Origin of the sequence: Nocardia arseniciresistens (assembly GCF_046764875.1) — a bacterium.
In the GTDB taxonomy this organism is placed as follows: Bacteria; Actinomycetota; Actinomycetes; order Mycobacteriales; family Mycobacteriaceae; genus Nocardia; species Nocardia arseniciresistens.
This window is the reverse complement of the sequence record NZ_JBKORD010000009.1, coordinates 19,349-43,418: the sequence shown is the minus strand read 5'-3', so window position 1 is coordinate 43,418 and position 24,070 is coordinate 19,349. Positions and strand designations below refer to the sequence as shown.

Below are 24,070 nucleotides of genomic sequence, written 5' to 3'. Positions count from 1 at the left end.
GCGGGCACCGCGCCCACCCGAAGCGGGCATGCACTTCGCGGAGTCCCGGGATCCGGCGCCGTCCGCTGGGGCCGAGAGCGGAGCCGGTTCACTCGATCCGCGCAGGCCGCTGCGGATGGCCACGTGGAATATAGCGGGCGCACGCCGTTCGTGGTCATCCGAGGCGTTCGACTACACCACAGTCGATCTGCCGGCCTTCGCCGAGCAGTTGGCACGGATCGACGCCGACGTCGTCTGCCTGCAGCTGTCCGGGCTGCACGACGGGCAGGCCCGGCCAGTGAGTGACCATGTAGTGCACGTCCGCACTTCTTCGGGCGCGGAACCCGGTGCGTTGATCGTGTTCACGACTTCGCATTCCCCGCGCCGGGCTCTGCTCGAATTGATTGCTGGCAAAGAGGATTTCGCGGGTGTGTTGGCGCCTGAATCGGACTACCGCATCATGCGCGCGCAGATCGAAGTGGACCAGGTTGGCCTTCGTCCGCATCCCGACGGTATCAGCCTGAGCCGGGTCGAGGACGTCGAGCCGAGTTACCGAGAGCCGGACAATGCCCAGATCCGGGCCGCACTGGTGGATGCCTATCTCGGCTACCGCAGCGCGGGTTTGCTGCCGGACTCAGGGTTCGATGCTTGGCTGCTCGGTCGGATCACCGCCGATACCTCCCTCGCTGATCTGGCGGCGCGATACAGCAATGCCGGCCCGGTTGCGGCGGATCCATTCACCGCGTGGGAAACCGCTCGGCGACTGGTAGAGAAGGAAGTCGGTGGTCGAGACCTCTCGTATTACAGCGACTCCGTCCCTTTGTACGGGCGCACTGTTCGTGTGGAGATCTCCGGTTTACCCATCGACGTCCCGGTGTCGGGCGACCAAGTGGAGGGGTACCGGGTCAAGCGGAGCTTGGCCGGCATGGCGCCTGGCATGGCGGTGGCGAAATGGCTCGACGGACTCCACGCCGCCAGTGAGCAGGAACTCGAACGGGCCGTCCAGGCGACGTTGCGCGACCCGACTGTGAATATTGCTGTCGCCGAGCCGAATATGGAATCGGAGGCGGCGTGGCAGCGGCGGTTCGAGCGGGAGATGGCTCAGGTGCCCGGTTGGCGGACCTGGACCACCTGGCAGGGGCCGAACGCTTGGTCTGAGGCGGTGGCGACCCAGTTGCACCTTCCAGAGGCTCGCCGAGCCGCGGCGGTGCTGGCGGCTCGTGATGTGCTGGTCGCCGAGGGTGCGGTGCCGATCGGCGAAGGTATGGGAATCGCTTGGGGGGGGCGCCCACGTGTCGTGGTTGCGGTGCCGGTGCCGGACCTGCCGAAGCTGGTGCAGCGCACCATCGAAGTGTCGCCGGTTGAGCTGGACGCGCGGGGTGTCGATATCGTCTACCGCTCGGTGTCGGTCGACGACCAGGGCCGGGTGGAGATACAGGATCGGCCGTTCGCCGGAGATGACAGCGGCGACGCAGTGTGGGACTACTACCATGAGGGTTTCAACAATTCGCTGGTGAAGCTGAGCCCGCAGGCTTGGGAGGCCGCTGTCGTGCAGCGTATGGCCGCCGGGGAGCCGCCTGGGAATGTACCCGGGGTTGACGGACACGACGAAGCAGTGCCGCCGGAATCAGCCTGAGCTCGGTGAACGGCCATCGACCCCACCTGATCCGGAGAGACGGCTATCGCCGGCTCGGTGCATGCTGTACACGCACCTACGGAACTCCGCTGGGCTCCCGTTGCAATCCGCCAATGTAGGGATATCCCTACACCATTCAGGTCTGACAGCCGGGTTACCGTCGAAATGATCTGATTTCCGGCAGTGGATGCGGAATGCGGCGGCCGTGAACCGATAACGGCGTGTTCACGTGAAGTGAGGTGAACGCATGGCTGGCGACGACTATTTGTGGGGTCAGGTGGCTTCGAGTGTCCGGGCGGGCAATCTTCAGTTCAAGCAGCGGGTAGTCGTCGACCTCATGAACGGTGCGCGCGATCTGGTGGCCCACCTGAAGGGAGTCCAGCAGCTTACGACCCGTGATCCGTTCCTCCCTGTCAGCGAGGTGCGCGATGGCAGTGATGTGGCGGCGCTGTTTCACCGCAAGGCCACCGAGGAACTGAAAGGGGTCCTGGACTCGCACTTGGCCGTGCTCGACGACCAGGCCGCCGCGTTCCGGGCCGTCGGGGTGCGGTACTACAACACCGAGGTCATCAATGCGGAGCAGTTCGCGAAGATCCGTCCGACGAAGCTGTCGGTCTCGACGGAAGCGCCAGCGGGTTCGGGCTCGCTGACCACGGCCTACCGGCCCGGTATGACTCCCCAAGGCGTTGCGATCCGCTGGGTGGATCCGATGAGCAAGAGCTATCGGGAGCTCTACAACTGGGGGACGAGCATCAACTGGTATCCGGCGCTTACCGCCCAGACGATGTGGAACGAGGTAGCCGGCCATGTGCGGCGAGGTTTCGAGACCTACCAGACGGTGCTCGACAGCGCGATGAAGGCCGGGCCGAGCGGGACCGGTGGGTGGGAGAGCGACGGAGCCGATGCGGCGCGCACGGCAGTGCACCGATATATCAAGGACATCGACACGCTGAACACCGCGATGGCGAGTGTGGGAGACAAGCTGTCGACGACTGCGGAGGTGCTGCAGCGGGCATACAACGTCTTCAAAAACCTGCCGCACCCGGATCAGCTGACCGATCAGCAACGGCAGCAACTCGAGACCGGCCAGCTGTGGGCCCTCCGAATGCTCATGAAGATGAACTACACCTCCGGCCTGCAGAGCAGTACGTCCGGCATACCCGTGCTGCCGCAGCCGGTATCGCCGGTGACCGACAGTCTCGACACGCCGCACCGGCGCACAGAGACGGCACCTCGGACTCGCACCGACGACCGCATCACCGGGGTTCGCAACCGCTCGGAGGACGAACACCTCATCCCGGGATTTCGGTCGCTCGATGATGTCGGACCGGAAGTGGTACGCACCATCGGTCCCGACATCGATGGGATGCAACCTTTCGAACCCGGCGGAACGGACAGCCTGTCCGAATATCCGACCGGGACTACCGATCAGCCACGCGACCTCGGGCAGGGCAACACGGGTGGGATCACGGATCCGGCGTTGATGGGCGCCCGCGACCCACGGGCCTTGGCCGGCCACGGCGGAGCGGGGGCGGCGGGGGCGGCGGGGCTTGCTGCACAGTCGACTGCCCGGCCTACCCCTCGCGCGGGCGGGGGCGCGGGCGGCGGCGGTTCACGCGGCGGCGTACCGCGGGCGGGAGAACTGTCGAAACGGCCAGCAGCGCAGCTGTTCCCGCGGGCCGGGGCGCCGTCGGCGGAGCCGGCAGGGCGTGCCGGGCCACGTGCCGGGGTGCCCGGTGCTCCCGGCGCTCCCGCTCCCGCCGCGAGGCGCCACGCGGACCGTGCGGAGGACAAAGAGCACAAGTCCGCCGAATACCTCAATTCCGAGGAACATCTGGGAGACGCGATCGGCCGGCTTCCCCCGGCGTACCGGCCCGTGGTGGACCGATGAGGCGAACCTGGGAGCTCACCGACCTCGAATTCGTCGCCGCCTGGGCAGCGGCCGGGGAGGAGCAGTTGCCGCAGCCGCTGCTCTACACCTTGCGCACCGAGCTACTCGAGGATTCCGAACGCGAGCTACGACAGGCCGCCACGCAACTGCGCGCCAAGTACGGTGCTTCGCTGGACCCGCTGCTGGCCGCCCTCGGTCAGCCCGATATCCGCGTGGCCGTGCACGGCCGCAGTCCAGCCGATCCGGACAACCCGAAAGGACAATTCCGGCTGCACGGCTGCCGGCTCCGCGGCACCGGCTACCTGGTGACGCAGCTTCCCGGCGAAACCATTTGGCACAGCGGGGGATACACGATCACCGAACTCGACGCGCTGGAGCTCGCGAAAGCGATCGTCGACGCACTGCCGATGGTCGGTCCGGGCCGGCATCGCGATATCGTGCTGCCCGAGGGGGAGGTCGACCACGGCGACGTCATCCGCGCCCGCGCCCGGCGTTTTCTGGCGCTACCTGCCGTGATGACCGGGACCATCTCGGTTATTCAGGGCCACTCGGTATACGGACCGCGTGGTGTCAGGAGCCGGACCATGCGCTGGCGCGACCTCGTCGACGACGGCCGCTACGTCATCACCGGACGCCCACCCGCCGCCACCGGCGCGGATGCCCGCCGCATGACCGCAGCGATCAACAACGCTATCGCCCATGTGGTTACCGCGATACAGGAGGAGCGCGGGTGAAATCCGTTCTCTGTGCTCCGCTGGCAGGCGGTGTGAGTGCTGGACTCCGAGTTAACGGACGTGGTGTCGCACGGAAACCGAATTCTCACTTGTCGCGACCGCTATCCGGGTCACCGGGGAGGGGGGAACGGCGATGAGGAGGGTGCAGTCTGGTGTGTCTTTTGGGTATTCGGCGGGGTCTGTGGATGTGCCTGTGGGTGATGTGTCCGGTGTGTATCGGCCGGTGGTCGACCGATGACGAGAAGGTGGTCACTGGATGGCTGACGTGTGGGAGCGGCTGACGAAACAGGCCGGCAAGAAGTTCTCGATTCGCAACGATACGGCGTTGAAAGCGGCGCAAGCGGTGGCGGTGACGGAACGTGGATTCATGACGATCGAGGGGAATTGTGAGGCTTTAAGTTTCCCAGCGGTCGGGTTCGGAACGCTCCCGGGTAGGAACGGGGAGCGGCTGGGCCAGGTGTTCGTGGAACGGAAGGACGCGCTTTCCGACGTACTGAAGGAACATCTGGCCACGCTGAGACATATGCGTCAGATGTATATGGTGACGGCCAAATTGATCGGCAGCGCGGAGGAAGAGACGGCGAACGCGTTCCGGCGGCTCGGGATCGACCCTTCGGCGGAGTATCAGTTGAGGTTCGAGAGCAACGCGCAGACGGCGGTCGCCGACGTGTTCGACAAGGGGCGCAATTCCAGAGACGGGCACAAGAACAATAAGCTGCTGCCGGAGTTCGTCCCCGGCAACGCGAGTGTGCAGTACCGCAAATCCGGTGTCGAATCGTGGCCTGCCGACGCAATGACCTGGCACGATCTGTGGGATCTGGGTCGGTCCGTCAAACCGGACCCGATCCGCGCGGCCGGGGAGTACTGGATCTCGTTCGCCTATGAGATCGAGAACTTGCTGGTAGACCTCAATAAGGCTCTGGACAAGGCGTTCACCGATTGGGAGGGCGAGTCGCAGAAGGCGGCGACCGCCGCCCACGACAGGTTCCAAACCGAGATGGCGGCACTACACAAAGGCATGTTCGCGACAGGGGTCGAGTTGGCGTTCGCAGCCGGTTGGTTGGCAAGCACCCCCTATGGCATGCCGACGGAATCGACCCCGGTCTACAACGGTGACGATGCGGACGACACCACCGGCCACGTGCGGGGTGAAGGTTATTGGGACTTCCTTACTTCCCTGACCGGCATCCGCGAATACTACAAGAATTCCTACTTGGACGGGTTCAAGATCAGCCGGGACCGGATTCCGAAGTTCACGCCCCCGAAGACAACTCCCAAGAACGATCTGAAAAAGGAGGCCGAGCGGAAGAAAAGAGAGGAGGCCGAGCGGAAGAAAACCGTCGAGTATCCACGACAAAAACTCAACGCTGATCAACAACAGCTCACCCCGCAGCAGATCAAGGATCGTCAGTCCGGCAGCACCGAGGTCCAGCGCATCGATAAGGGCTCCAAGACGATCCAGCAGGGCGTCCAGGACGTCAACAACGGCGCCAAGATGATCCGGCAGGGGATTGCCCTGAGCGACACCGGCACCGCTCTGGTCCAGCAGGGGCAAACGGACCTCGCACGCGGTCGCGAATTGATCCGGCAAAGGCGAACCGAAGCCGGAAATGCGCTCGTTCGCAAAGGGAAACAGGAGATCGCCCAGGGAGAGGTGGAGATCAAGAAGGGGAAGGAGCTGATCAAGCAGGGGGAGAAGGAGGTTCGGGCCGGGCAAGAGAAGATCAAGGAGGGACACAACCAGATCAAGGATGCGGAAAAAGCGCTTCGCGACGCGGATAAACAGGACACGGGCGCTACGCAGGCGATCAAGCAGGCTGATCAGTGCCAGAAGACCGCGAGCCAGGCGAATGCGGTCGGCGAGCAGTATGCGAAGGCCGGCCAGGCCGCCATCACCGAGAGCAATAAGTGGCTGCCAGGCGGGCAGAATTCCACCGAGCCCGCGCCGCCGCAGCCCGGCACCGGCGAGACCGGCGGGCAGCAACCTGCTGATCAGCAGGGGATAGTTTCCCCCGGTCAGCAGCAAGGGGCCGGGTCGCCCGGTCAGCAGCAATCAGGCGCCCAGGACGGAATGGCGGCGCTGGCCGGAATCGCGATGGCGGCGGGTGCGTTCGCCCAAACAGCTGGACAAGGAGTGCAGGCTATCATCCAGGCGGGCGTCGCCGCGGCGAGTCAGATGGAGCACCTTGGCACGCCGGTGCCCGGCTCGCTCCCCGACGACCAGCGCCCCGTAGACCCGGACGACGCTCACGAGCCCGAGAACTCGGATGAGCCGAAAGCCCCGAAGCAGCGCTATGACAATGGCGGGAGTACCCCGCCCAGCCTGCCCGAGCCGGAACCCATGCCCGACCGCCAGACGAACCTATTCCCGCAATCGGGTGACCCTCCCGTCCCGCTTCCGCCCGCACCGGTGATCGAGCCGCTGGTGCTGCCGTCACAGAAGGACTTGCCGTCCGCCGCGCCCCATGAGGGCGGGTCAGCCGAGGCCGAGTCGAACTCGGTGCAGTCTGGTGTGTCTTTTGGGTATTCGGCGGGGTCTGTGGATGTGCCTGTGGGTGATGTGTCCGGTGTGTATCGGCCGGTGGTCGACCGATGACGAGAAGGTGGTCACTGGATGGCTGACGTGTGGGAGCGGCTGACGAAACAGGCCGGCAAGAAGTTCTCGATTCGCAACGATACGGCGTTGAAAGCGGCGCAAGCGGTGGCGGTGACGGAACGTGGATTCATGACGATCGAGGGGAATTGTGAGGCTTTAAGTTTCCCAGCGGTCGGGTTCGGAACGCTCCCGGGTAGGAACGGGGAGCGGCTGGGCCAGGTGTTCGTGGAACGGAAGGACGCGCTTTCCGACGTACTGAAGGAACATCTGGCCACGCTGAGACATATGCGTCAGATGTATATGGTGACGGCCAAATTGATCGGCAGCGCGGAGGAAGAGACGGCGAACGCGTTCCGGCGGCTCGGGATCGACCCTTCGGCGGAGTATCAGTTGAGGTTCGAGAGCAACGCGCAGACGGCGGTCGCCGACGTGTTCGACAAGGGGCGCAATTCCAGAGACGGGCACAAGAACAATAAGCTGCTGCCGGAGTTCGTCCCCGGCAACGCGAGTGTGCAGTACCGCAAATCCGGTGTCGAATCGTGGCCTGCCGACGCAATGACCTGGCACGATCTGTGGGATCTGGGTCGGTCCGTCAAACCGGACCCGATCCGCGCGGCCGGGGAGTACTGGATCTCGTTCGCCTATGAGATCGAGAACTTGCTGGTAGACCTCAATAAGGCTCTGGACAAGGCGTTCACCGATTGGGAGGGCGAGTCGCAGAAGGCGGCGACCGCCGCCCACGACAGGTTCCAAACCGAGATGGCGGCACTACACAAAGGCATGTTCGCGACAGGGGTCGAGTTGGCGTTCGCAGCCGGTTGGTTGGCAAGCACCCCCTATGGCATGCCGACGGAATCGACCCCGGTCTACAACGGTGACGATGCGGACGACACCACCGGCCACGTGCGGGGTGAAGGTTATTGGGACTTCCTTACTTCCCTGACCGGCATCCGCGAATACTACAAGAATTCCTACTTGGACGGGTTCAAGATCAGCCGGGACCGGATTCCGAAGTTCACGCCCCCGAAGACAACTCCCAAGAACGATCTGAAAAAGGAGGCCGAGCGGAAGAAAAGAGAGGAGGCCGAGCGGAAGAAAACCGTCGAGTATCCACGACAAAAACTCAACGCTGATCAACAACAGCTCACCCCGCAGCAGATCAAGAAAAAGGCCATGGACATTGGCACAGGAGTGCCGGAAAACCAGACGCAGAGTGAGCAACCGGCTGTAGGCGCGGATATCGCCCTGGCGTCCGGGTACCCGGCGCCGGGAGGCGTGCAACAGCCCGGTGGGCAGCTGCCGGGTCCGGGCGATCCGAGCGGGCAGCCGGCGGGCCAGAGCCAGCTCGGCCAACTCGCGGGCATGGCGCAACAGGCAGGCAATCTCGCGCAGCAGGCCGGTCAGGGCCTGCCCCAGGCCGCGCGTCTTCCGGATGCGGCGGCCAAGGCGCTGAATTCCGCGTTGTCCGCGGCCGAAGGCAAGGGCCCGACCGCCGGAGGCGGCCGGGGAGCCGGTGGTGGCGCAGGTGGTGGTCCCGGCCCGGGTTCACCAGGTACCCCTACCCACTTGCGGGACTACCCGGCGAGCCTGTTCCCTAGGGCGGGTACAGAACTGGCTACGGGCGCTGTGCCGCCCCGCGCCGGGCCGGCGCCCGGCCAGCAGCCCATGACCGGCACGCCGGGATCTCCGGGCTCCGCCGCGCCGCACGGCGCGCATGGCGCCGGCAAGGGCAACGGCAGTGACCATAAACGTCCGAAGTATTTGCAGTCTGCCGAGCATCTGGATGAGGCGCTGGGTGAGCCTCCCATGGTATTCAAGGCGGTGATCGACCGATGATGCCCGAAAAGCGTTTCGACGACCTCGAATTCGTCGTCCGGTGGGAGGTCGCGACCGGTGACGAGCTGCCGGACCCGTTGATCTTCACTACTGACATCACCGACGGGGACGAGTACGAGGCGACCAAACGGCGGTTACGAGATCGTCTCGCGTCCGAATCCGACGACACGATCGACAACCTGCTCCAGGTGCTCGCCCGCCCGGATCTCGCAGTGCGAGTCGCGGGCGGCGATCCGCGTGCGCCTGAGGACGCGGCGGCGGTGATCCGCATCTACGCGGCGCGGCGCGGTGACCAGGCCTTCGTGGTGAAGCAATTGCCAGGCAGAACCATCTGGCATGCCGGCGGTTTCGTGGTCACCGCATGTGATCCGGTAATGCTGGCCGACGCGGTGGTGGGCGTGCTGCCTCAGGTGGACGCAGGCAGGCGGCCTGCTACCGAACTTCCGTCACGTCGGGAGGGCGCGAGCAACGGCTTGGACTACTCCTACGGCCGTTCCAGCTTCCGCGACGACGATGAGGACTCGGTGACGCAGCAGGCGGAGGTATTTCGGCGCCTGCCCGCGTCGGCTGCCGGGGTGATCGAGATCGTCCAAGGCGAGTCGTCCTTCGGACCACGGGGCCGAGTCCATCGCAGGCTGTTGTGGCGCGACATCGTCGACGACGGCAGGTATGCGATCGTCGGCGACAACCCGCGAATCGCCAAGGGCGTCGACGCGAAACGCTTGGTTCATCTCATCAACGAGGAGATAGAGGAAGTGCAACTGGTGATCGACGACGAGCACCGGACCCTCAGGCGGTCGGTGTGACCACACCCGAACCCGCCTATTTCACCGGCGCCGCGACGTCCAGCGCCGGCTCGGTCACGGTCGAAGCCACGGAAACCGGCCTGCCCACGGCGATTTCGATCGATCGCGACGAGTTGCGCCGTCACCCCGATGAGGTGGCACGCGAGATCATGAAGCTCACCACTCGGGCCGCCGACCGCGCCAAATTGGCCCGCCGAGCCGAACTGGCCGAGGCGGGCGTCGACGCGGAGATCATGGCGCGGCTCGGGCTGCCCACTGCCGACGAGGTCGCACGCGCCGAACTGGACGAGGACGAGGACGAGATGGAATACCAGCCGGGCAGTTGGCTTCGGAGTGGATATGAGTAGCGACGTGTCGGCTGGAGTGGACGCCGTCCAGGCACAACTGGAGCGGCATGCAGAGCAGCTTTCCAGCCTCGGTGAGCAATTGGCGGCGATCCGTGCGACGGTGTCCTCCGCCGAGGGGGAAGTCACCGCAGTGGTCGACGGAAATGGCACATTGCGTGAACTCCGTTTATCCGGAGCGATTTCCGCGATGGCGCCGGGAAAATTCGAGCGGATGGTCGTGGATACCGCATCGTCGGCGGCTCGGAAGGCGTTTGCTCAGCAAGAGGCGCTGATCGAGGCGTTCAACGCCAGGTAGGCGCACCGGTGTGCGTCGGGGTCGAGACAATCGAGAGCGATGCCAAGCCCACGACACCGAGAATCGTCGCCTGGCCGTCGTCAGCTCGGCCTGGTGCCGGATAGCTGCGCACCGCGCCCGGTGCGTGTCGGCACCATTGCGCTTGCCGCGCAGCCGATCACCACACCAGCGGGCCGTTCGCCGCTACCGCGGGGTCGGGAACTGGCACCTTATGTAGGGATATCCCTACTGGATCGATTGTGGCCGGATGTCGCAGCATTAAGAGGCTGATTCGCACATGAAAATGTCGTGAATGCACCCTCGTCGGCTTCCTGAGTTCATACCGACTTCCTGGAAAGGACGTCCGTGAACCATGGGTGCTGCGCAACGTACATCCGAAGACAACGATCCACTGCTCGGTGAGAGAGGTGTGCCTTGAGCGACGTCGTAGTGATTCCCACGGTGTTCCGCCAGTTCGGCGCGGTGAATGCGACCCAGGCGGCGGCGGTCGCCATGGCGGGGGCAGCGGACCAAGCCGCGACCATTGCCGCTGCGGCACCTGTGTTCGGGCCCATCGGAGCGGACTTCCTGGCTTCGTTCGCGCATGCGCAGGCCAACCACCTGCACGCCGTCGGCCAGCTCGCCGAGGTGCACGCCGCCTCGTCGGTGGCGGCGAGCCTGGCCGCGGTCTCCTACGAGGCCACCGAGTCGGCCAACGCTGGTGAGTTCACGAAGCTGCGGGCATGACGTCGCCCGGCCCCTTACCGCTGGACCCGGCGGTGCACGAAGCACTGCGCCAGGTCGCGGCCGCACCGCTGACGGGCCGTCCGGTCGATCAGGTTTTGGCCGACATCGGCTCTGCATTACCGCAATTCCCGCCGCTGCCGCCGCTGCCCGGGATGCCGCCGCTGCCGGTCCTCGACCCTGCGGTGCTGCTGAAACCGATCACCGACATGCTCGGCCAGTTCGGCAGCGGCCGGCTCGGTGAAATGGGTGAGGCAAACCCTCAGCAGATCTTCTCCAGCGTGACGAGCGGGATGAACCAGGCCATATCCATGGGCACGCAGGCGCTCGGGCTGCTGTCCGGAATGGCGGGCCAGGGAACGCAATCGGCAGCGAACAAAACCGTTGCGGCACAAGCCAACGCCGGGGAAGTGGCCACGCAGGCGGGCGCGATCGACTCGATCGTCACCCAGGCCGCCATCACGGTCCAGATGGGCAATGCGGCGCTAGCCGCGATTGCCGCGAAAACCGCGTCGACATCGGCGGCTCTGGCGGCGGTGCCCGGCGGTGCGCCCGCGGTCGTCGCAGTCGTGGCCGAAGGGGCTGCGGAGTCTGCGGCGGTGGTGACGGCAGTGCGCGCGCAATTGGGTATCAACACTGCCGAATTGGAGGCGGCGGGCCAACCCGTGCCGATCACGGCTGCGCCGAATGCCGGAGGCGGCGATCCGCAGCAGATGCTGCAGCAGGTGATGCAGCTCGTCCAGCCGCTCACCCAGATGGTGCAGCAGGGCGGCAAAATGTTGCAGCAGAAGGTATCCGAGCATGAGCTTTCCACGGCCCCGGTATCCGAGCCATTGGCGCACAAGGACACCGCCGCGGCACCGAGCGTGCTGTCCCGGGCCGGTTTCGGCGGCATCGGTGGCGGGGCGGCGGCCGGCGGCGCCGTCCAGCAGCGGACGCTGAACGCCTATCAGGCCAGCGGTCTGCGCGTGGCGGGCTTTTCCAGCCCGGCGACGACGGGTGGCGGGGGTTCGTCGTCCGGAACAGTTACCGAGGAAAGCGCCACCCGGACGGCCCGCACTGCCTCGCCGATGATGCCGCTCGCGCCGTTGGCCGCGGCTGCCAGGACAGGAGATTCCGGCAATACCGGGGTGCACAACCCGCTGGTGACCGGACAACTCGACGAAGAGGTCGTCGCCACCGCGGAAGGCGCCGCGACACCTGTGGTGGGCGTGGTGGCCGACGACCTGAGCGAGCCACCGGACAAGGCCCTGACGTTATGAGCCGACACCCGGAAGATCCAGGAGAGAACCGATGAACGGAATCGTCCAACTCGACCCGGCCGCAACCCGCGCGGTGGCGGCCCGGCTCGACTCACTGGCAGCGCGGCTCGAAGATGACCTGGAGTCAACCCGTGCGGCTTTGACATTGGCACCCGCGGGCATCGACGAGGTCTCCGGGCGGGCCACCCAGACCTTCAACTCCGTCGGCGCCGACTACCAGCAGCTTCATCGCCGCGGCACGCTGGAGCTGCGGAAGCTGGCTGCCACGTTGCGGGCGTACACCCGATCCTTCGATCACGCCGAAGCCGAGAACGTCGCGCTGTTCACGCCGAAAACCACCCAGGGGTAGCGGATCGGCCGCGACGCGAGGCAACGTTCGGACAGAGACGGTAATTGATGGCGGAAGCACACGAGGCCGGGTTCACCGGCCGAATATGGGAGGCGGTGCCCCCGGACAAGCTCGTGAGCGACCTGGAGACGGGCGCGGGGGCGGCGCCGATGGCGCAGGCCGGATTGGCGTTCGCCCGGTTGGCGGCTGGGCTGGGTGAGGCGGCTGTCGAATACGAGCTGATCCGCGCCGAGCTCGGCCGGGCGTGGGCGTCCACTCGCAATGAAGGGAATCTCGGCCGACTCTCCGAGCTGGGCACGTGGTTCGCAGAGGCGGCCGCCGCGGCGGCCACCAACGCCGTCAAGGCGGAGGCGCAGGCAGCTGCGTACGAGTTCGCTCGTCTCGCCATGCCCGGCGCGTCCGCACTGGCCGCCCTTGAGGTGATGAAAGCGGCACTGCTGCAAGGAAATATGCTGGGCGGGTCACTGCAGGCGGTGTCCGCCGAAATCGAGGACAAGACCGATGTCGCCAGGGCACATGCGGCCCGGGTGATGCAGGAATACGAGAAGGCGACGACCCCGCTTGCCGAGCCGTGGACGCAGCCGGAGCCACCGACGCTCACCAGCGATATCGCTTTGACAGCCGAGAATGCCGCGCCCGAGCAGCGCCAGGCCGATCCGATCTCGACGCCGCTCGCTCCGCCGTTACTACGGGCGATACCCCGGGGCGCCTTCCCGCGGGCGAAGACCAGCTACCGAGCGCAGGCGATTGTGCAGACCGTCAACGAGCATGTCGTGGTCGAAACCACGACACCCGTCACCGTAACGCCGGCACCGATCGCCCCGCTATCGTCGGTCTCTCCGCTGATGGCCGCGGCGCACGGGCAGGAGGAGGAGCGCACCGGTCACCCGGGCGCGGGTGCCGCTGCGGCGGCAGGCGATCCGGACCGGATCGGATTGGACGCCGGCTACCACACCGCCCCGGCCGTCGTCGGCGGGCAGGCGGTGCCGCGTGCGCGCCGGATCGATCCGCCGGAGGTAACCACGTGACCACAATGACCAGCAACGGTCTGCTGACGGTGGCCGAATTGCTTGGCGTGCAGACCTTCCCCGTGGTGCTCGCGGTGGTGCAGCCGCACGACCGCATCGACACATGGCGAACCGTGCGCCAGGAAGCGCGGGCCGGGCTCGTCGGCGCCGGTGTCATCGACGATTTCGGCGACGTCGATACCGGGCTCGCTGCCGCGCTGCACGTGCTCGCCCGGCCCGACCGGCAACTGGTCGCCCGCATTCACAGGCCAGACGGGGTGCGGCGAGTGTGCCTGGCGCGCCGCGGCCTCGAACATGCCGTGGCGTTCCGCGTCGGAGACGAATTCGACATTCGATCGATCTGGGGCGACGAGAACCCTGCCGCGCTGGCGCGACCGTTTCTCTCTGCTCTCGGTCCCGGCACTCCTGCCGGTATTGCAGCCTTCGGCGGGATTGCTGACCAGCTGCGCGAGCGCATGGACACTGCCCGCGGCTCGGGCGACTTCATCGATCTGGCTTTTCATTTCGGGCTGGCCGAGCGGGAGGCTGTCGAATTCGGAATGGCGATGGCCGGATGCCAGTCGCACGCCGAGATCGCCGCTTACCACCATCGTGACGGGGTAGCAGCCCGAACCGCCGCCGCCGTCGCGGTCTATGACACCACGCACGGCCGAATTGTCGCCGGACCGACCCGGACCACCGACGGCAGGACGTGGTCCACCTTCGCCTCCGGCACGGACCACCGTGTGACGCAGAGCATCTCCGCGTTGATCGGGTTCCTACCGGGAGAAAGGTGGATGTCCTAACGGTCGGAGAAGCTTACGCACCAACTATCTAGAGAGACCAGAACATCAGAAAGGTAGATCCATGGCAGACGAGACGTTTGTCGACAACGCCAGGTTCCCTGGGGCTGTCCGCAACATGGCCGACGTGATCCCTCAGCTCCACAAGACAGCGCGCGACATGGAGAACACCGTCGCTACCCACACAGGCTGGTCTGGTGAGGCCAGAGGGGAGTTCAACAACTTCCACACCAGACTTCAGGGGTCGCTGCAGAAGCTTGACACCGCGTTGACCCAGTTGAGCAACAGCCTGGAGGCCGGCTTCAAGAAGTATGGCGGCATGGAAGCTGACAACCGTGGTCTGTTCAGCAAAATCCAGACGGATGAGATCAGCGCGCCGCTCACCAACCTGGGTGCTAGTACCCGATCCTGACACGAAGGAGAATTGCAATGGGTGCCAACGATATCGATTTCACTATATATAACGACGGTGAAATCCAGGCTTTGCTGTCGCAGCTGAAAACCTATGGTAATCAGCTGATTGCGCAGGGCGAAGCTGCCGAGGGCGCGAACAAGGACCTGCACGCGGCCTGGCATGGCGAGGGTGCGATGACCTACGACACTGCGTACCAGAATTTCGCCCAGTCTCTCGGTGGCGTTGTCGCCGTTCTCGCCGACGCCACGGAAAGTGTCGATACGGCACGGGCGAGCGCGTTCCTTACTGACAAGAAGGTCGGTGACCTGTTCCTCTAGTGAGCAATGTCAGGCGTCGACTCGTGCTGTTCGATACATATCGAACAGCACGAGTCGACATTCATCAGCGTGCCTTCCAAGGGAGATATTGTGCCCGCGCAGCTTACGACCCGAGCCCAGGTCAACGGCTATCGTTTCCTACTGAAACGCATTCAGCACGCCTTGGTGCGCCGCGATGTGCGCATGCTGCACGACCCCATGCGCGCCCAGTTCCGGTCCATGGTCGTCGGCGCGGTATTGGCGACACTCGCCTTGGCGGGCTGCGCGATTCTGGGATTACTCAAACCTCAGGGCGCCGTCCGCGACGCGAAGATCATCGTCGGCAAGGACAGCGGCGCGCTGTTCGTGGTGCAGGAGGGGGTGCTGCATCCGGCGCTGAATTTGGCGTCGGCGCGGTTGATCACCGAGTCGGCGGAGAAGCCGACCTCGGTGAAGGAGTCCAAGCTGTCGTCGCTGCCGCGCGGACCGATGCTCGGTATCCCCGGTGCGCCGAGCACGTTGCTCGGCCCCGCGGTGAAAGGTGATCGATCGGTATGGAACCTGTGCGACTCCACGACCCCGCTCGATGGGGTGTCTCGGCTCGCCGTAGCCGGGGACCCGAAGATGAGCGACACGATCCGCGCGCTGTCCTCGGACGAGGCGCTGTTGGTGTCGGCGGGCGGCAAGACCTATCTGCTGTACGACGGTAAACGCGCCGAGATAGACCTGGGCAACGATGCGATCGTCCGTTCCATGCAGTTGCACGACATCGAGCCGCGCCCGATCGGCGCTGGGCTGCTGAACGCCGCCGTTCCAGTGCCCGCGCTGGCTCCGCCCGCGATCCCGGAGGTCGGCGCACCGGGGAAGGTGCCCGGCACAAAGGTCGGCGCTGTGCTCAAGGTGGCCGGCGTCACCGCGACCGAGCTGTATGTGGTGGTGCCCACCGGCATCCAGCGGGTCTCGCCATTTGCCGCCGAGGTCATCCGCAATGCGGACTCCCTTGGCATGAGCGACATTGCGGCGGTCCCGCCCGACACGCTGCGCGGCGTACCGGTGGTGAGCACGCTGCCGATGGACAAGTTCCCGGCCACCCGGCCGAACATCATTGCCTCCGACACGTTCCCGGTGACGTGCGCTTCCTGGGCCAAGCTCGACGCACATCACGACGCCACCTTGACGCTGCTCGCCGGTCGTGACTGGCCGCTACCGGCCGCCGCCAAGCCCGCGATGTCGGTGGGCTCCGGCTTGGATGCCGACCGCATCGACGCTGCCTACATCCAGCCGAGTACAGGAGAGTTCGTGCGGGTCACCGGGATCGAGCAGGGCAGTGTGCGCCTCGACTCGCTGTACTACATCGCCGACACGGGCATCCGATACGGCATTCCCGACATGGCCACCGCCGAAATCCTGGGCTTGGGCGACAAACCGAAACCCGCCCCGTGGCAGATCATCGGCCAACTGGTCCCCGGCCCAACTGTCGCCCGGCCCCAAGCTCTGATGGCCTATGACTCGGTCCCGGGGCCCTGATTCGAGAGCGTGGACACTCATATTCCCCCGAACAGCCCGACGAACCGGAGAAGCGATGGATTCTGTGCTGAATGGGCCAGGTGCTGATAAACATGAGGTGTGCCGCGTCAGTGTGATCGGCGGCAACACCCAGCTCGATCTGGGACTGCCGACGTCGGTTCCGGTCGGGGTGTTCATCGGCGAGGTGGCGGCGCTGATCGAATCGCGCAACCCCGACCTGACGGAGCCGGAAGAGGCCGCCCCGGTGGTATCCCGGCATTGGACGCTGGCGAGGCTGGGGCGCGAACCGATTCCGCCGGAATCGACACTCACCGAAGCGGAAGTGTTCGACGGTGAGCTGCTGGTGTTGCGGTCGGTCCGGTCGAAAGAAGTGCCCGCGCTGTTCGACGACGTCATCGACGCGGTGGCACGGCTGACCGAAACCTCGTTCAGCGGCTGGAACGACGGTGCGGCACGCTGGGCGGGCCTTGTTGTCGCGCTTGCGGCGTCGGTGCAGGCGCTGGTGTTGCTGGTGCTGTCGAGTTCCTCTCTCGGGGCGGGTGCGGTCGCGATGGCGGGCGGGATCGCCGCGTTCACGGCCGCGGTCATCACGGCCCGCCGCTATGCCTCGACCGCTGTCGCCACCGCGCTGTCGTTGTGCGCGCTGGTGCTGCTCGGCCCAGGCATTGCACTGCTTGTGCCTGGCGACATCGGCAGTCCCCATGCCCTGTTGGCGTGCGCGGCAACGCTGGTGGTCGCCGCCGCGGCCTATCGGATGACCGGTGTCGGCGCCACGCTGTTCGCTGCGGTGGCGACGACGGTCGTGTTCGGAGGGGTGGCCGCCGGCCTGATGATGGCCTTGGACCTGGACGCCACGAAGGTCGCCGCGGGCGTGCTGGTCGCCGCGGTCACCTTCATCACGCCATCGGCGCAGTTGGCGGGGTCGGCCGCGAAACTTCCCGTGCCGCCGGTGCCGACGGCGGGCGGCGCGATCGATCCCGCCGACCACGAACCGCGCCCCACCATCGAAGGCATCGGCGCGATCGGCGCAACCGCGCTGCCGTCAGCGGCCGGTTTGGCCGAACGCGCCCGCATGGCAAACCAATACCAATCCGGCATGATCATCGGCGCGACCCTCGCCGCGTTCGCGGGGGCGGTCGTGGCGGCCGACCCGCTCGACTCCCGACACTGGCAGGGCATCGGGCTCGCCGCTGTCGCCGGACTGGTTCTGTGTCTGCGCGGGCGGTTCTACGCCGACTTCACTCAGGCGGGCACCCTGATCGGCGGCGGCAGCCTCACCCTGATCGCGCTCGCCGCAGGACTCGGTCTCGGCAGTCATAGCGCGCTGATTCCCGCGGCGGTCGCATTGCTCGCGCTGGCCGCGGCGGCGGTGTTCATCGGGGTCGCGGGGCCATCCACCGATATCTCCCCCGTGACCCGTCGCGCCGGGGAGCTCCTCGAATACGGTCTGATCATCGCCATGATCCCGCTCGTCGTGTGGACCACGGACCTCTACTCCGCCGCGCGAAACATATGACCACCCCGTCCCCCCGCGAGTTATGCCGTTTCGCGCGTGAGCTTGCCTGTGCTGCCGCGGACGTTCCTCGGCTGCGCACGCTCGCGACGCTGGTCGCCGCACTCGCTCTCGTCCTGGGATCCGCCCTCGTCCCGGCAGCGGCCTTCCCGGCACCGACGATCGTTCCGCCGGTCATCGATCCGGGCCTGCTACCCCCACCGAACCTCCCGCCTCGGCCATCGGAGGAGACCGAGCAGAAGTCCGTGTGCCAGCGTCCCGTGCTCACCGGAGCGCCGCCGCGCACCGTGCCACTTGCGCAGCGGCAACTCGATCTCGCCGCGGCATGGCAGTTCAGCCGCGGTTACGGCCAGACGGTGGCGGTGATCGACACCGGCGTGAATCCCCATCCGCGCCTTCCGATCCTGATTGCCGGCGGGGATTACGTGTCTGGTTCCGACGGGTTGGCGGACTGCGACGGCCACGGCACGCTGGTGGCAGGTTTGATCGCGGCGCGGCCGAGTCCCGGCGACGGGTTTTCCGGGGTTGCGCCGGAAGCGGCGGTGCTCGGTATACGGCAGCTGAGTTTGGCGTTCGAGGCGAAGGACTTCAACCGCCGCCAGCAGCAGGGTGATCTCGCGGGCAGTGGCTACGGCCACGTGCTGACGCTCGCGTTAGCCGTCGTACACGCGGTGGAAATGGGCGCGACGGTCATCAATATCTCCGAAGTCGCCTGTGCCGCAGCGGGAGAGCCCGTCGATGACGGGGCGCTCGGCGCGGCGGTGAAGTTCGCCAACGACCGCAACGTCGTCGTGGTGGCCGCCGCGGGCAACCTCCAGCAGAACGGCCCCTGCAAGGCCCAGAACGATGGCGTCGGCTGGAGCGCGGCGAAAACCGTGGCCAGCCCGGCGTGGTTCAGCCAGTATGTGCTGTCGGTGGGCTCGGTGGACGCCGATGGCGCGGGGTCGCCGTTCTCCATCCATGGCCCATGGGTCTCCGTCGCCGCACCCGGCCGCGGCATCATCTCGCTCGACAGTGGGCCCGGCGCAATCGGTTTGGTCAATGCGACGCCGGGGGAGAAAGGCGAACTGCACCCTATCGACGGCACCAGTTTCTCCAGCGCCTACGTCTCCGGCGTCGCGGCGCTGGTAAGGTCCCGGTTCCCGGCGTTGACCGCGCGGCAGGTGATGGATCGGATAATCCGCACCGCGCACGCACCCGGCGCCGGCCGTGACGACACCATCGGCGCGGGCATGATCGACCCGGTCGCGGCGCTCACCGCACAGCTGCCCATGCAACCGGTGGAGGTCGGCGCGACCCTCCCGAAACCCGTCGCGGCCCCGCCGCCGCTCGCTCGGGAAGACCCGTGGCCCAAACAGATCTCGGCTGTCGGCACACTCGCCTGCCTCGGGGTGCTCGGTGTCGGCTACGCCATGTCGATTCCCTACCGGCGTGATTCTCGCCGCCGCAAGCTCTCCGAGAACGTCGACTACTGAAGCCGAGAGGACCCCGTGAGCACTGAAGGCTTTGTGCGCCTAGCCCGGATCGCCCCGCCTCGCGCGCCCGGCGCCGAGGTCATCCTCAACCCGCCACCGGAGCTGCCGCGCCCGGTGCCGGGCGGATTGCTCATGAAACTGATGCCGGTGGTGATGATCGTCGCCGTCGTCGGCATGATCGCACTGATGATCACCTCGGGCGCGCGGTCATTGCTGAGCAATCCGCTCAGCATGATGTTCCCGGTGATGATGCTGATGTCGATGGGAGGCATGTTCTTCGGCGGCGCGTTCGGCAAGGGGGCGAACAAGAGCGCGGCCGAACTCAACGAGGACCGCAAAGACTATTTCCGCTACCTCGACCAGCTGCGCAAAGATGTCCGCAAAACCACGGTGGTGCAGAGCGAGGCATTGGAGTGGTCGCATCCGCATCCGGCGGACCTGTACTCGTTGGTCGGCACGCGGCGGATGTGGGAGCGCAGGCCCAACGATCCCGATTTCGGACACGTCCGCATGGGCGTCGGTAGCCACCGCCTCGCCTCCAAACTGGCCCGCCCCGAAACCGGACCAGTGGAGGACCTGGAGCCGGTGTCGACGGTGGCGCTGCGGCGGTTCGTGCGCACCCACTCCGTGGTGCACGGGCTGCCGACAGCCTTGTCGTTGCGTGCCTTCCCCGCGATCAACATCGAGGGCGACCGAGCCCTCACCCGAAAGCTGCTGCGGTCGATGCTGATACAGCTGTGCGCCTTCCACGGACCCGACCACCTTGCCCTGGCCGTCGTCTGCGCCGACCCGGACGGGTCGGACTGGGCGTGGGCGAAATGGCTTCCACAACTCCAGCATCCGGCGCTGCGCGACGGAATGGGCTCAGCGCGCATGATGTTCGACTCACTGGCGGAGCTGGAAACCGCGCTGTCGGAGGAACTTCTGGAACGCGGCCGCTTCATGCGCAATGCCCAACCCACCGCCGGACGAATCCACGTCGTGATAATGATCGACGACGGATACGTGAACGGCACCGAGCGGATCATCAGCGACGCGGGCCTGGATTCGGTCACCATCATCGATTTGACGGCCCCGCAGACTGGTCTCGCGGTGCGCCGTGGACTGCAGCTCGTGGCCACCCACGACGGTATGGTCGCGGCCAAATCCGCCGGAGGCGTGGAGAAGTTCGCTACCACGGACGTGGTGAGCCGCACCGAGGCCGAGGCGTTCGCGCGCGCGGTGGCTCGCTTCCACGTAGCCACCGCCGCCCAGATCGTCAACCTCGGCGACGACACCGGCGCCGACCCCGGGCTGCTGGCGCTGCTGAAGATCAACGACGCTGCCCAGATCGACCCGCAGGCGGTGTGGCGGCCGCGCAGTGCGCGAGAACGGCTGCGGGTCCCGATCGGTGTGACACCGGACGGCTCACCGGTCGAGATCGACATCAAGGAGTCTGCCGAGAACGGCATGGGACCGCACGGGTTGTGCATCGGCGCCACCGGGTCCGGCAAGTCGGAGTTTCTGCGCACGCTGGTTCTGTCACTGGTGACCACCCACTCACCGGACTTGCTGAATCTGGTCCTGGTGGACTTCAAGGGCGGCGCGACCTTCCTCGGCCTCGACCCGCTGCCGCATGTGGCCGCGGTCATCACCAACCTCGAGGAAGAGCTCTCGATGGTCGACCGCATGCGCGACGCACTGGCGGGGGAGCTGAACCGCCGCCAGGAACTGCTGCGCGCCGCAGGCAATTTCGCCAACGTCACCGAGTACGAGAAGGCCCGCATAGGCGGCGCCCTTCTCGACCCGTTGCCCACACTGTTCGTCGTGGTCGACGAGTTCTCCGAACTGCTCGCTCAGAAGCCGGATTTCGCCGACCTGTTCGTGATGATCGGGCGGCTCGGCCGGTCACTGCGGGTGCACCTGCTGTTGGCATCGCAGCGGCTGGAGGAGAACCGGCTACGCGGCCTGGACAGTCACTTGAGCTATCGGATCGGGTTACGTACGTTCTCGGCCGGCGAGTCCCGCCAGGTACTCGGCATCACCGACGCGTATCACCTGCCCAGCATGCCGGGAGCGGCCTACCTCAAAAGCGATGCCGACGATCCGCTGCGGTTCAACACCACCTACGTGTCCGGCCCATACGTCCCGCCCCGCGGCGCGCGGCGCGCCGCGGACGGAACGGTGGTCGAGCAGCCCGTGGAGATCTTCACCGCGTCGCCGGTGAAGGTCAGGGACCAGCCGGAAACCGCGACCGCGGAGCTGCCCGATCTCGACGAGCTGGAGGCGATGCTGTCGGCCGAGACGAACGGTGGCCAGGAGAAGACGCTGCTGCAGGTCATAGTGGAGCGACTGACCGGGCACGGCCGACCCGCACACGAGGTGTGGCTGCCGCCCCTGGACGTCTCGCCGTCGGTCGACATGCTCTTGCCCGACCCGTACTGGCAGTCGCCAGAGAACCGGCATGGGCAGCTGTGGATGCCAATCGGCGTCATCGATAAGCCATACGAGCAGAAGCGCGACGTGCTGACCATCGACCTGTCCGGTGGTCAGGGCAACATCGCAGTCGTGGGTGGCCCGCAGGCAGGCAAGTCGACCGCACTGCGCACCATCATCATGGCAGCGGCCGCCACGCATACCCCTGATCAGGTGCAGTTCTATTGCATCGACTTGGGGGGTGGCTCGCTCGCAGCGCTCAACGGGTTGCCGCACGTCGGCTCTACGGCGGGCCGTTTGGAAGGGGATCGGGTGCGCCGCACCATCGCCGAGCTGACCACGATGATGCGGCAGCGAGAGGAGCGGTTCCTGGCGCTCGGCATCGAGAATATGTCCGACTTTCGCAGGCGCAAAGCCGCTTCGACGCAGATGAATGCGGACGAACGTGCGGCGGATCCGCTGTCGGCAGACCTGTTCGGCGATGTCTTCCTGGTGATCGACGGTTGGGCCGCATTCCGCGAAGAATTCGAACCCCTGGAGGGCTTCGTCAACGCGATCGCCGCGCAGGGGCTTTCGTACGGACTCCATCTGATACTCGGCGCGTCCCGCTGGGTGGAGATACGTCCGGTGGTCAAGGACCAGATAGGAACCCGGCTGGAGCTGCGGCTCGGCGATCCGTCGGACTCGGAGATGGACCGCCGCGTCGCCGTGCACGTGCCCGTCGGACACCCGGGCCGAGGGTTGACACCGGATCGGCTGCACATGCTGATTGCGTTGCCGCGCCTGGATTCCCAGCTCGAGCCCGAGATGCTCGCCGACGGCGTGGCCGCGGCCACGCAACAGCTGTCCGTGCTTTACGGCGATTGCCGGGCCCCTGCGGTGCGGATGCTGCCCGCGCAGGTCGACCGGGTCCAAGTCATCGCGGGGGCGGAAGCCGACGGCGCGGATCTGGGAGCGACCCGGGTCGCGATCGGGATGGGTGAGTCCGAATTACAGCCGATCGTGCTGGATTTCGACGCCCAGCCACATCTGCTGATCTTCGGCGACATCGAGGCGGGCAAGACGACCGCGTTGCGCAACATCGTCGAGGGCGTCGTCGAGCGGACCACGCCGGAGCAGGCGCGGGTGATTCTCATCGACTACCGGCGCACCATGCTCGGCGTCGTCGAGGGCGACCACCTCGCCGGGTACGCGACGTCGTCGCAAACGTCGGTTCCCATGTTGAAGGAAGTCGCCGAATACCTGGAGGAGCGGGTGCCAGGACCCGGCATCACCCCGCAGGACCTGCGGGAGCGCAGCTGGTGGTCCGGGCCGGAAATCTATGTCGTTGTCGACGACTACGACATGGTGTCGTCGCAGAACCCGCTGACGGCCCTGCTGGAACTCCTGCCGCAGGCCCGCGACATCGGGCTGCACGTGATCATCGCCCGCCGCGCGGGCGGCGCCAGCCGCGCCCTGTACGACTCGGTGCTCGGCCCGCTCAAGGACATGTCGGTGGACGCGTTCCTGATGAGCGCGCCGAAAGACGAGGGCGTCATTCTCGACGGCATCCGGTCCTCGAAGCTGCCTCCCGGCCGCGGTCATCTCGTCTCGCGCAGTCACGACACCGAAATGGTCCAGATCAGCTATCTGCCACCGCTGTGACTGTGTCGGACTCTGCTGCGTCGGCCGCCGTCGTCCGAGGATCGATCACTGTAACGACGAATACCACGTGGCCGCGGATGCGTCGGTGACCTGCGAGATTCTGGACCGCGACGACAGCCTGCATTTCTGGGTCGGTCGGGAAGGACGACTGGCACAGAAAGAGAGCGCTGAACTACGTCCGGGCGCCGCGGATCCAACGCGCTAATCCGCCCGCTGCGCGAATACGTCGGCGTACCAGAATGTTCCGCCGTCGCCTGAGTAGCGAGGAGTTACCTGGCCGACGTCGAGTGGGTCTCTGATGCGGAATTTTGCGCCTGTAACGACGCGACCGAATTATGCCCTACAGCAGTCGATTTGCTCACAACGCGGCGAATTGTCAGTAGCGATTCCCTATTTCTGGCGGTACCGGGAACAGATTGCGTGCCACCTTCATCGATGCCGAGACACCGCCGGTCCTACTGGTTAAAATGCAGCCGAAATTTGCAGAGACACTTAGTGATTCACGCTGTCAGTGCTTGGAG

The 24,070-nt window shown here is 66.1% G+C and carries 19 protein-coding genes; all 19 read left to right on the top strand.

The genetic code is table 11. From position 1 onward, the window contains the following. The first annotated feature begins 28 nt into the window (after positions 1-28). Positions 29-1,615: an endonuclease/exonuclease/phosphatase family protein gene (locus tag ACLMAJ_RS17795; RefSeq protein WP_412014839.1), complete on the top strand. Its 1,587-nt coding sequence runs from the start codon at positions 29-31 to the stop codon at positions 1,613-1,615. Positions 1,616-1,862: 247 nt separating this feature from the next. Further along, positions 1,863-3,506: a WXG100 family type VII secretion target gene (locus ACLMAJ_RS17790; protein WP_412014838.1), complete on the top strand. Its 1,644-nt coding sequence runs from the start codon at positions 1,863-1,865 to the stop codon at positions 3,504-3,506. Continuing rightward, on the top strand, positions 3,503-4,240 hold the full coding sequence (locus tag ACLMAJ_RS17785; protein WP_412014837.1) for an ESX secretion-associated protein EspG: 738 nt from the start codon (positions 3,503-3,505) through the stop codon (positions 4,238-4,240). The genes ACLMAJ_RS17790 and ACLMAJ_RS17785 overlap by 4 nt, the downstream gene beginning before the upstream one ends. 256 nt (positions 4,241-4,496) lie before the next feature. Beyond that, complete coding sequence (locus ACLMAJ_RS17780; protein WP_412014836.1) at positions 4,497-6,836, top strand: hypothetical protein; 2,340 nt, start codon at positions 4,497-4,499, stop codon at positions 6,834-6,836. 18 nt (positions 6,837-6,854) lie between these two features. Beyond that, positions 6,855-8,672: a WXG100 family type VII secretion target gene (locus ACLMAJ_RS17775; protein ID WP_412014835.1), complete on the top strand. Its 1,818-nt coding sequence runs from the start codon at positions 6,855-6,857 to the stop codon at positions 8,670-8,672. After that, on the top strand, positions 8,669-9,478 hold the full coding sequence (locus ACLMAJ_RS17770; protein WP_412014834.1) for an ESX secretion-associated protein EspG: 810 nt from the start codon (positions 8,669-8,671) through the stop codon (positions 9,476-9,478). The genes ACLMAJ_RS17775 and ACLMAJ_RS17770 overlap by 4 nt, the downstream gene beginning before the upstream one ends. Next, the gene (locus tag ACLMAJ_RS17765; protein ID WP_412014833.1) at positions 9,475-9,825 is read left to right on the top strand and encodes a hypothetical protein; all 351 of its coding nucleotides are present in this window, start codon (positions 9,475-9,477) and stop codon (positions 9,823-9,825) included. Before ACLMAJ_RS17770 ends, ACLMAJ_RS17765 begins: the two co-directional genes overlap by 4 nt. Beyond that, entirely contained in the window at positions 9,818-10,120 is a 303-nt protein-coding gene (locus ACLMAJ_RS17760; protein ID WP_412014832.1) for a YbaB/EbfC family nucleoid-associated protein, read from the top strand. The genes ACLMAJ_RS17765 and ACLMAJ_RS17760 overlap by 8 nt, the downstream gene beginning before the upstream one ends. A gap of 414 nt (positions 10,121-10,534) precedes the next feature. Further along, on the top strand, positions 10,535-10,846 hold the full coding sequence (locus tag ACLMAJ_RS17755; RefSeq protein WP_412014831.1) for a type VII secretion target: 312 nt from the start codon (positions 10,535-10,537) through the stop codon (positions 10,844-10,846). 95 nt (positions 10,847-10,941) lie between these two features. After that, a complete protein-coding gene (locus ACLMAJ_RS17750) occupies positions 10,942-12,105 on the top strand; it encodes a hypothetical protein (protein ID WP_412014830.1) in 1,164 nt (387 codons plus the stop codon). Positions 12,106-12,136: 31 nt separating this feature from the next. Next, complete coding sequence (locus ACLMAJ_RS17745; protein ID WP_412014829.1) at positions 12,137-12,454, top strand: PE family protein; 318 nt, start codon at positions 12,137-12,139, stop codon at positions 12,452-12,454. Positions 12,455-12,501: 47 nt separating this feature from the next. Then, entirely contained in the window at positions 12,502-13,482 is a 981-nt protein-coding gene (locus ACLMAJ_RS17740) for a PPE domain-containing protein (RefSeq protein WP_412014828.1), read from the top strand. Between the two features lie 5 nt (positions 13,483-13,487). Further along, on the top strand, positions 13,488-14,267 hold the full coding sequence (locus tag ACLMAJ_RS17735; RefSeq protein WP_412015061.1) for an ESX secretion-associated protein EspG: 780 nt from the start codon (positions 13,488-13,490) through the stop codon (positions 14,265-14,267). 61 nt (positions 14,268-14,328) lie between these two features. Further along, positions 14,329-14,676 (top strand): WXG100 family type VII secretion target, encoded by a 348-nt coding sequence (locus tag ACLMAJ_RS17730; RefSeq protein ID WP_412014827.1) that lies wholly within the window; start codon positions 14,329-14,331, stop codon positions 14,674-14,676. A 17-nt stretch (positions 14,677-14,693) separates the two neighbouring features. After that, positions 14,694-14,996, top strand: coding sequence for a hypothetical protein (locus tag ACLMAJ_RS17725; RefSeq protein ID WP_412014826.1), 303 nt, complete (start codon positions 14,694-14,696; stop codon positions 14,994-14,996). A 90-nt stretch (positions 14,997-15,086) separates the two neighbouring features. Beyond that, positions 15,087-16,502: a type VII secretion protein EccB gene (gene eccB, locus ACLMAJ_RS17720; RefSeq protein WP_412014825.1), complete on the top strand. Its 1,416-nt coding sequence runs from the start codon at positions 15,087-15,089 to the stop codon at positions 16,500-16,502. A gap of 55 nt (positions 16,503-16,557) precedes the next feature. Next, positions 16,558-18,018 (top strand): type VII secretion integral membrane protein EccD, encoded by a 1,461-nt coding sequence (gene eccD, locus ACLMAJ_RS17715; protein WP_412014824.1) that lies wholly within the window; start codon positions 16,558-16,560, stop codon positions 18,016-18,018. After that, positions 18,015-19,490, top strand: a complete 1,476-nt coding sequence (mycP, locus tag ACLMAJ_RS17710) for a type VII secretion-associated serine protease mycosin (RefSeq protein WP_412014823.1) — start codon at positions 18,015-18,017, stop codon at positions 19,488-19,490. Before eccD ends, mycP begins: the two co-directional genes overlap by 4 nt. 15 nt (positions 19,491-19,505) lie before the next feature. Beyond that, the gene (eccCa, locus tag ACLMAJ_RS17705) at positions 19,506-23,549 is read left to right on the top strand and encodes a type VII secretion protein EccCa (RefSeq protein WP_412014822.1); all 4,044 of its coding nucleotides are present in this window, start codon (positions 19,506-19,508) and stop codon (positions 23,547-23,549) included. Positions 23,550-24,070: the final 521 nt, after the last annotated feature.

Coding starts and splice junctions, on each gene's coding strand:
- ACLMAJ_RS17735 (WP_412015061.1), top strand. CDS start 13,488: ATGACCAGCAACGGTCTGCTGACGGTGGCCGAATTGCTTGGCGTGCAG.
- ACLMAJ_RS17790 (WP_412014838.1), top strand. CDS start 1,863: ATGGCTGGCGACGACTATTTGTGGGGTCAGGTGGCTTCGAGTGTCCGG.
- ACLMAJ_RS17785 (WP_412014837.1), top strand. CDS start 3,503: ATGAGGCGAACCTGGGAGCTCACCGACCTCGAATTCGTCGCCGCCTGG.
- ACLMAJ_RS17770 (WP_412014834.1), top strand. CDS start 8,669: ATGATGCCCGAAAAGCGTTTCGACGACCTCGAATTCGTCGTCCGGTGG.
- ACLMAJ_RS17745 (WP_412014829.1), top strand. CDS start 12,137: ATGAACGGAATCGTCCAACTCGACCCGGCCGCAACCCGCGCGGTGGCG.
- ACLMAJ_RS17775 (WP_412014835.1), top strand. CDS start 6,855: ATGGCTGACGTGTGGGAGCGGCTGACGAAACAGGCCGGCAAGAAGTTC.
- mycP (WP_412014823.1), top strand. CDS start 18,015: ATGACCACCCCGTCCCCCCGCGAGTTATGCCGTTTCGCGCGTGAGCTT.
- ACLMAJ_RS17780 (WP_412014836.1), top strand. CDS start 4,497: ATGGCTGACGTGTGGGAGCGGCTGACGAAACAGGCCGGCAAGAAGTTC.
- ACLMAJ_RS17795 (WP_412014839.1), top strand. CDS start 29: ATGCACTTCGCGGAGTCCCGGGATCCGGCGCCGTCCGCTGGGGCCGAG.
- ACLMAJ_RS17725 (WP_412014826.1), top strand. CDS start 14,694: ATGGGTGCCAACGATATCGATTTCACTATATATAACGACGGTGAAATC.
- eccD (WP_412014824.1), top strand. CDS start 16,558: ATGGATTCTGTGCTGAATGGGCCAGGTGCTGATAAACATGAGGTGTGC.
- ACLMAJ_RS17730 (WP_412014827.1), top strand. CDS start 14,329: ATGGCAGACGAGACGTTTGTCGACAACGCCAGGTTCCCTGGGGCTGTC.
- ACLMAJ_RS17760 (WP_412014832.1), top strand. CDS start 9,818: ATGAGTAGCGACGTGTCGGCTGGAGTGGACGCCGTCCAGGCACAACTG.
- ACLMAJ_RS17740 (WP_412014828.1), top strand. CDS start 12,502: ATGGCGGAAGCACACGAGGCCGGGTTCACCGGCCGAATATGGGAGGCG.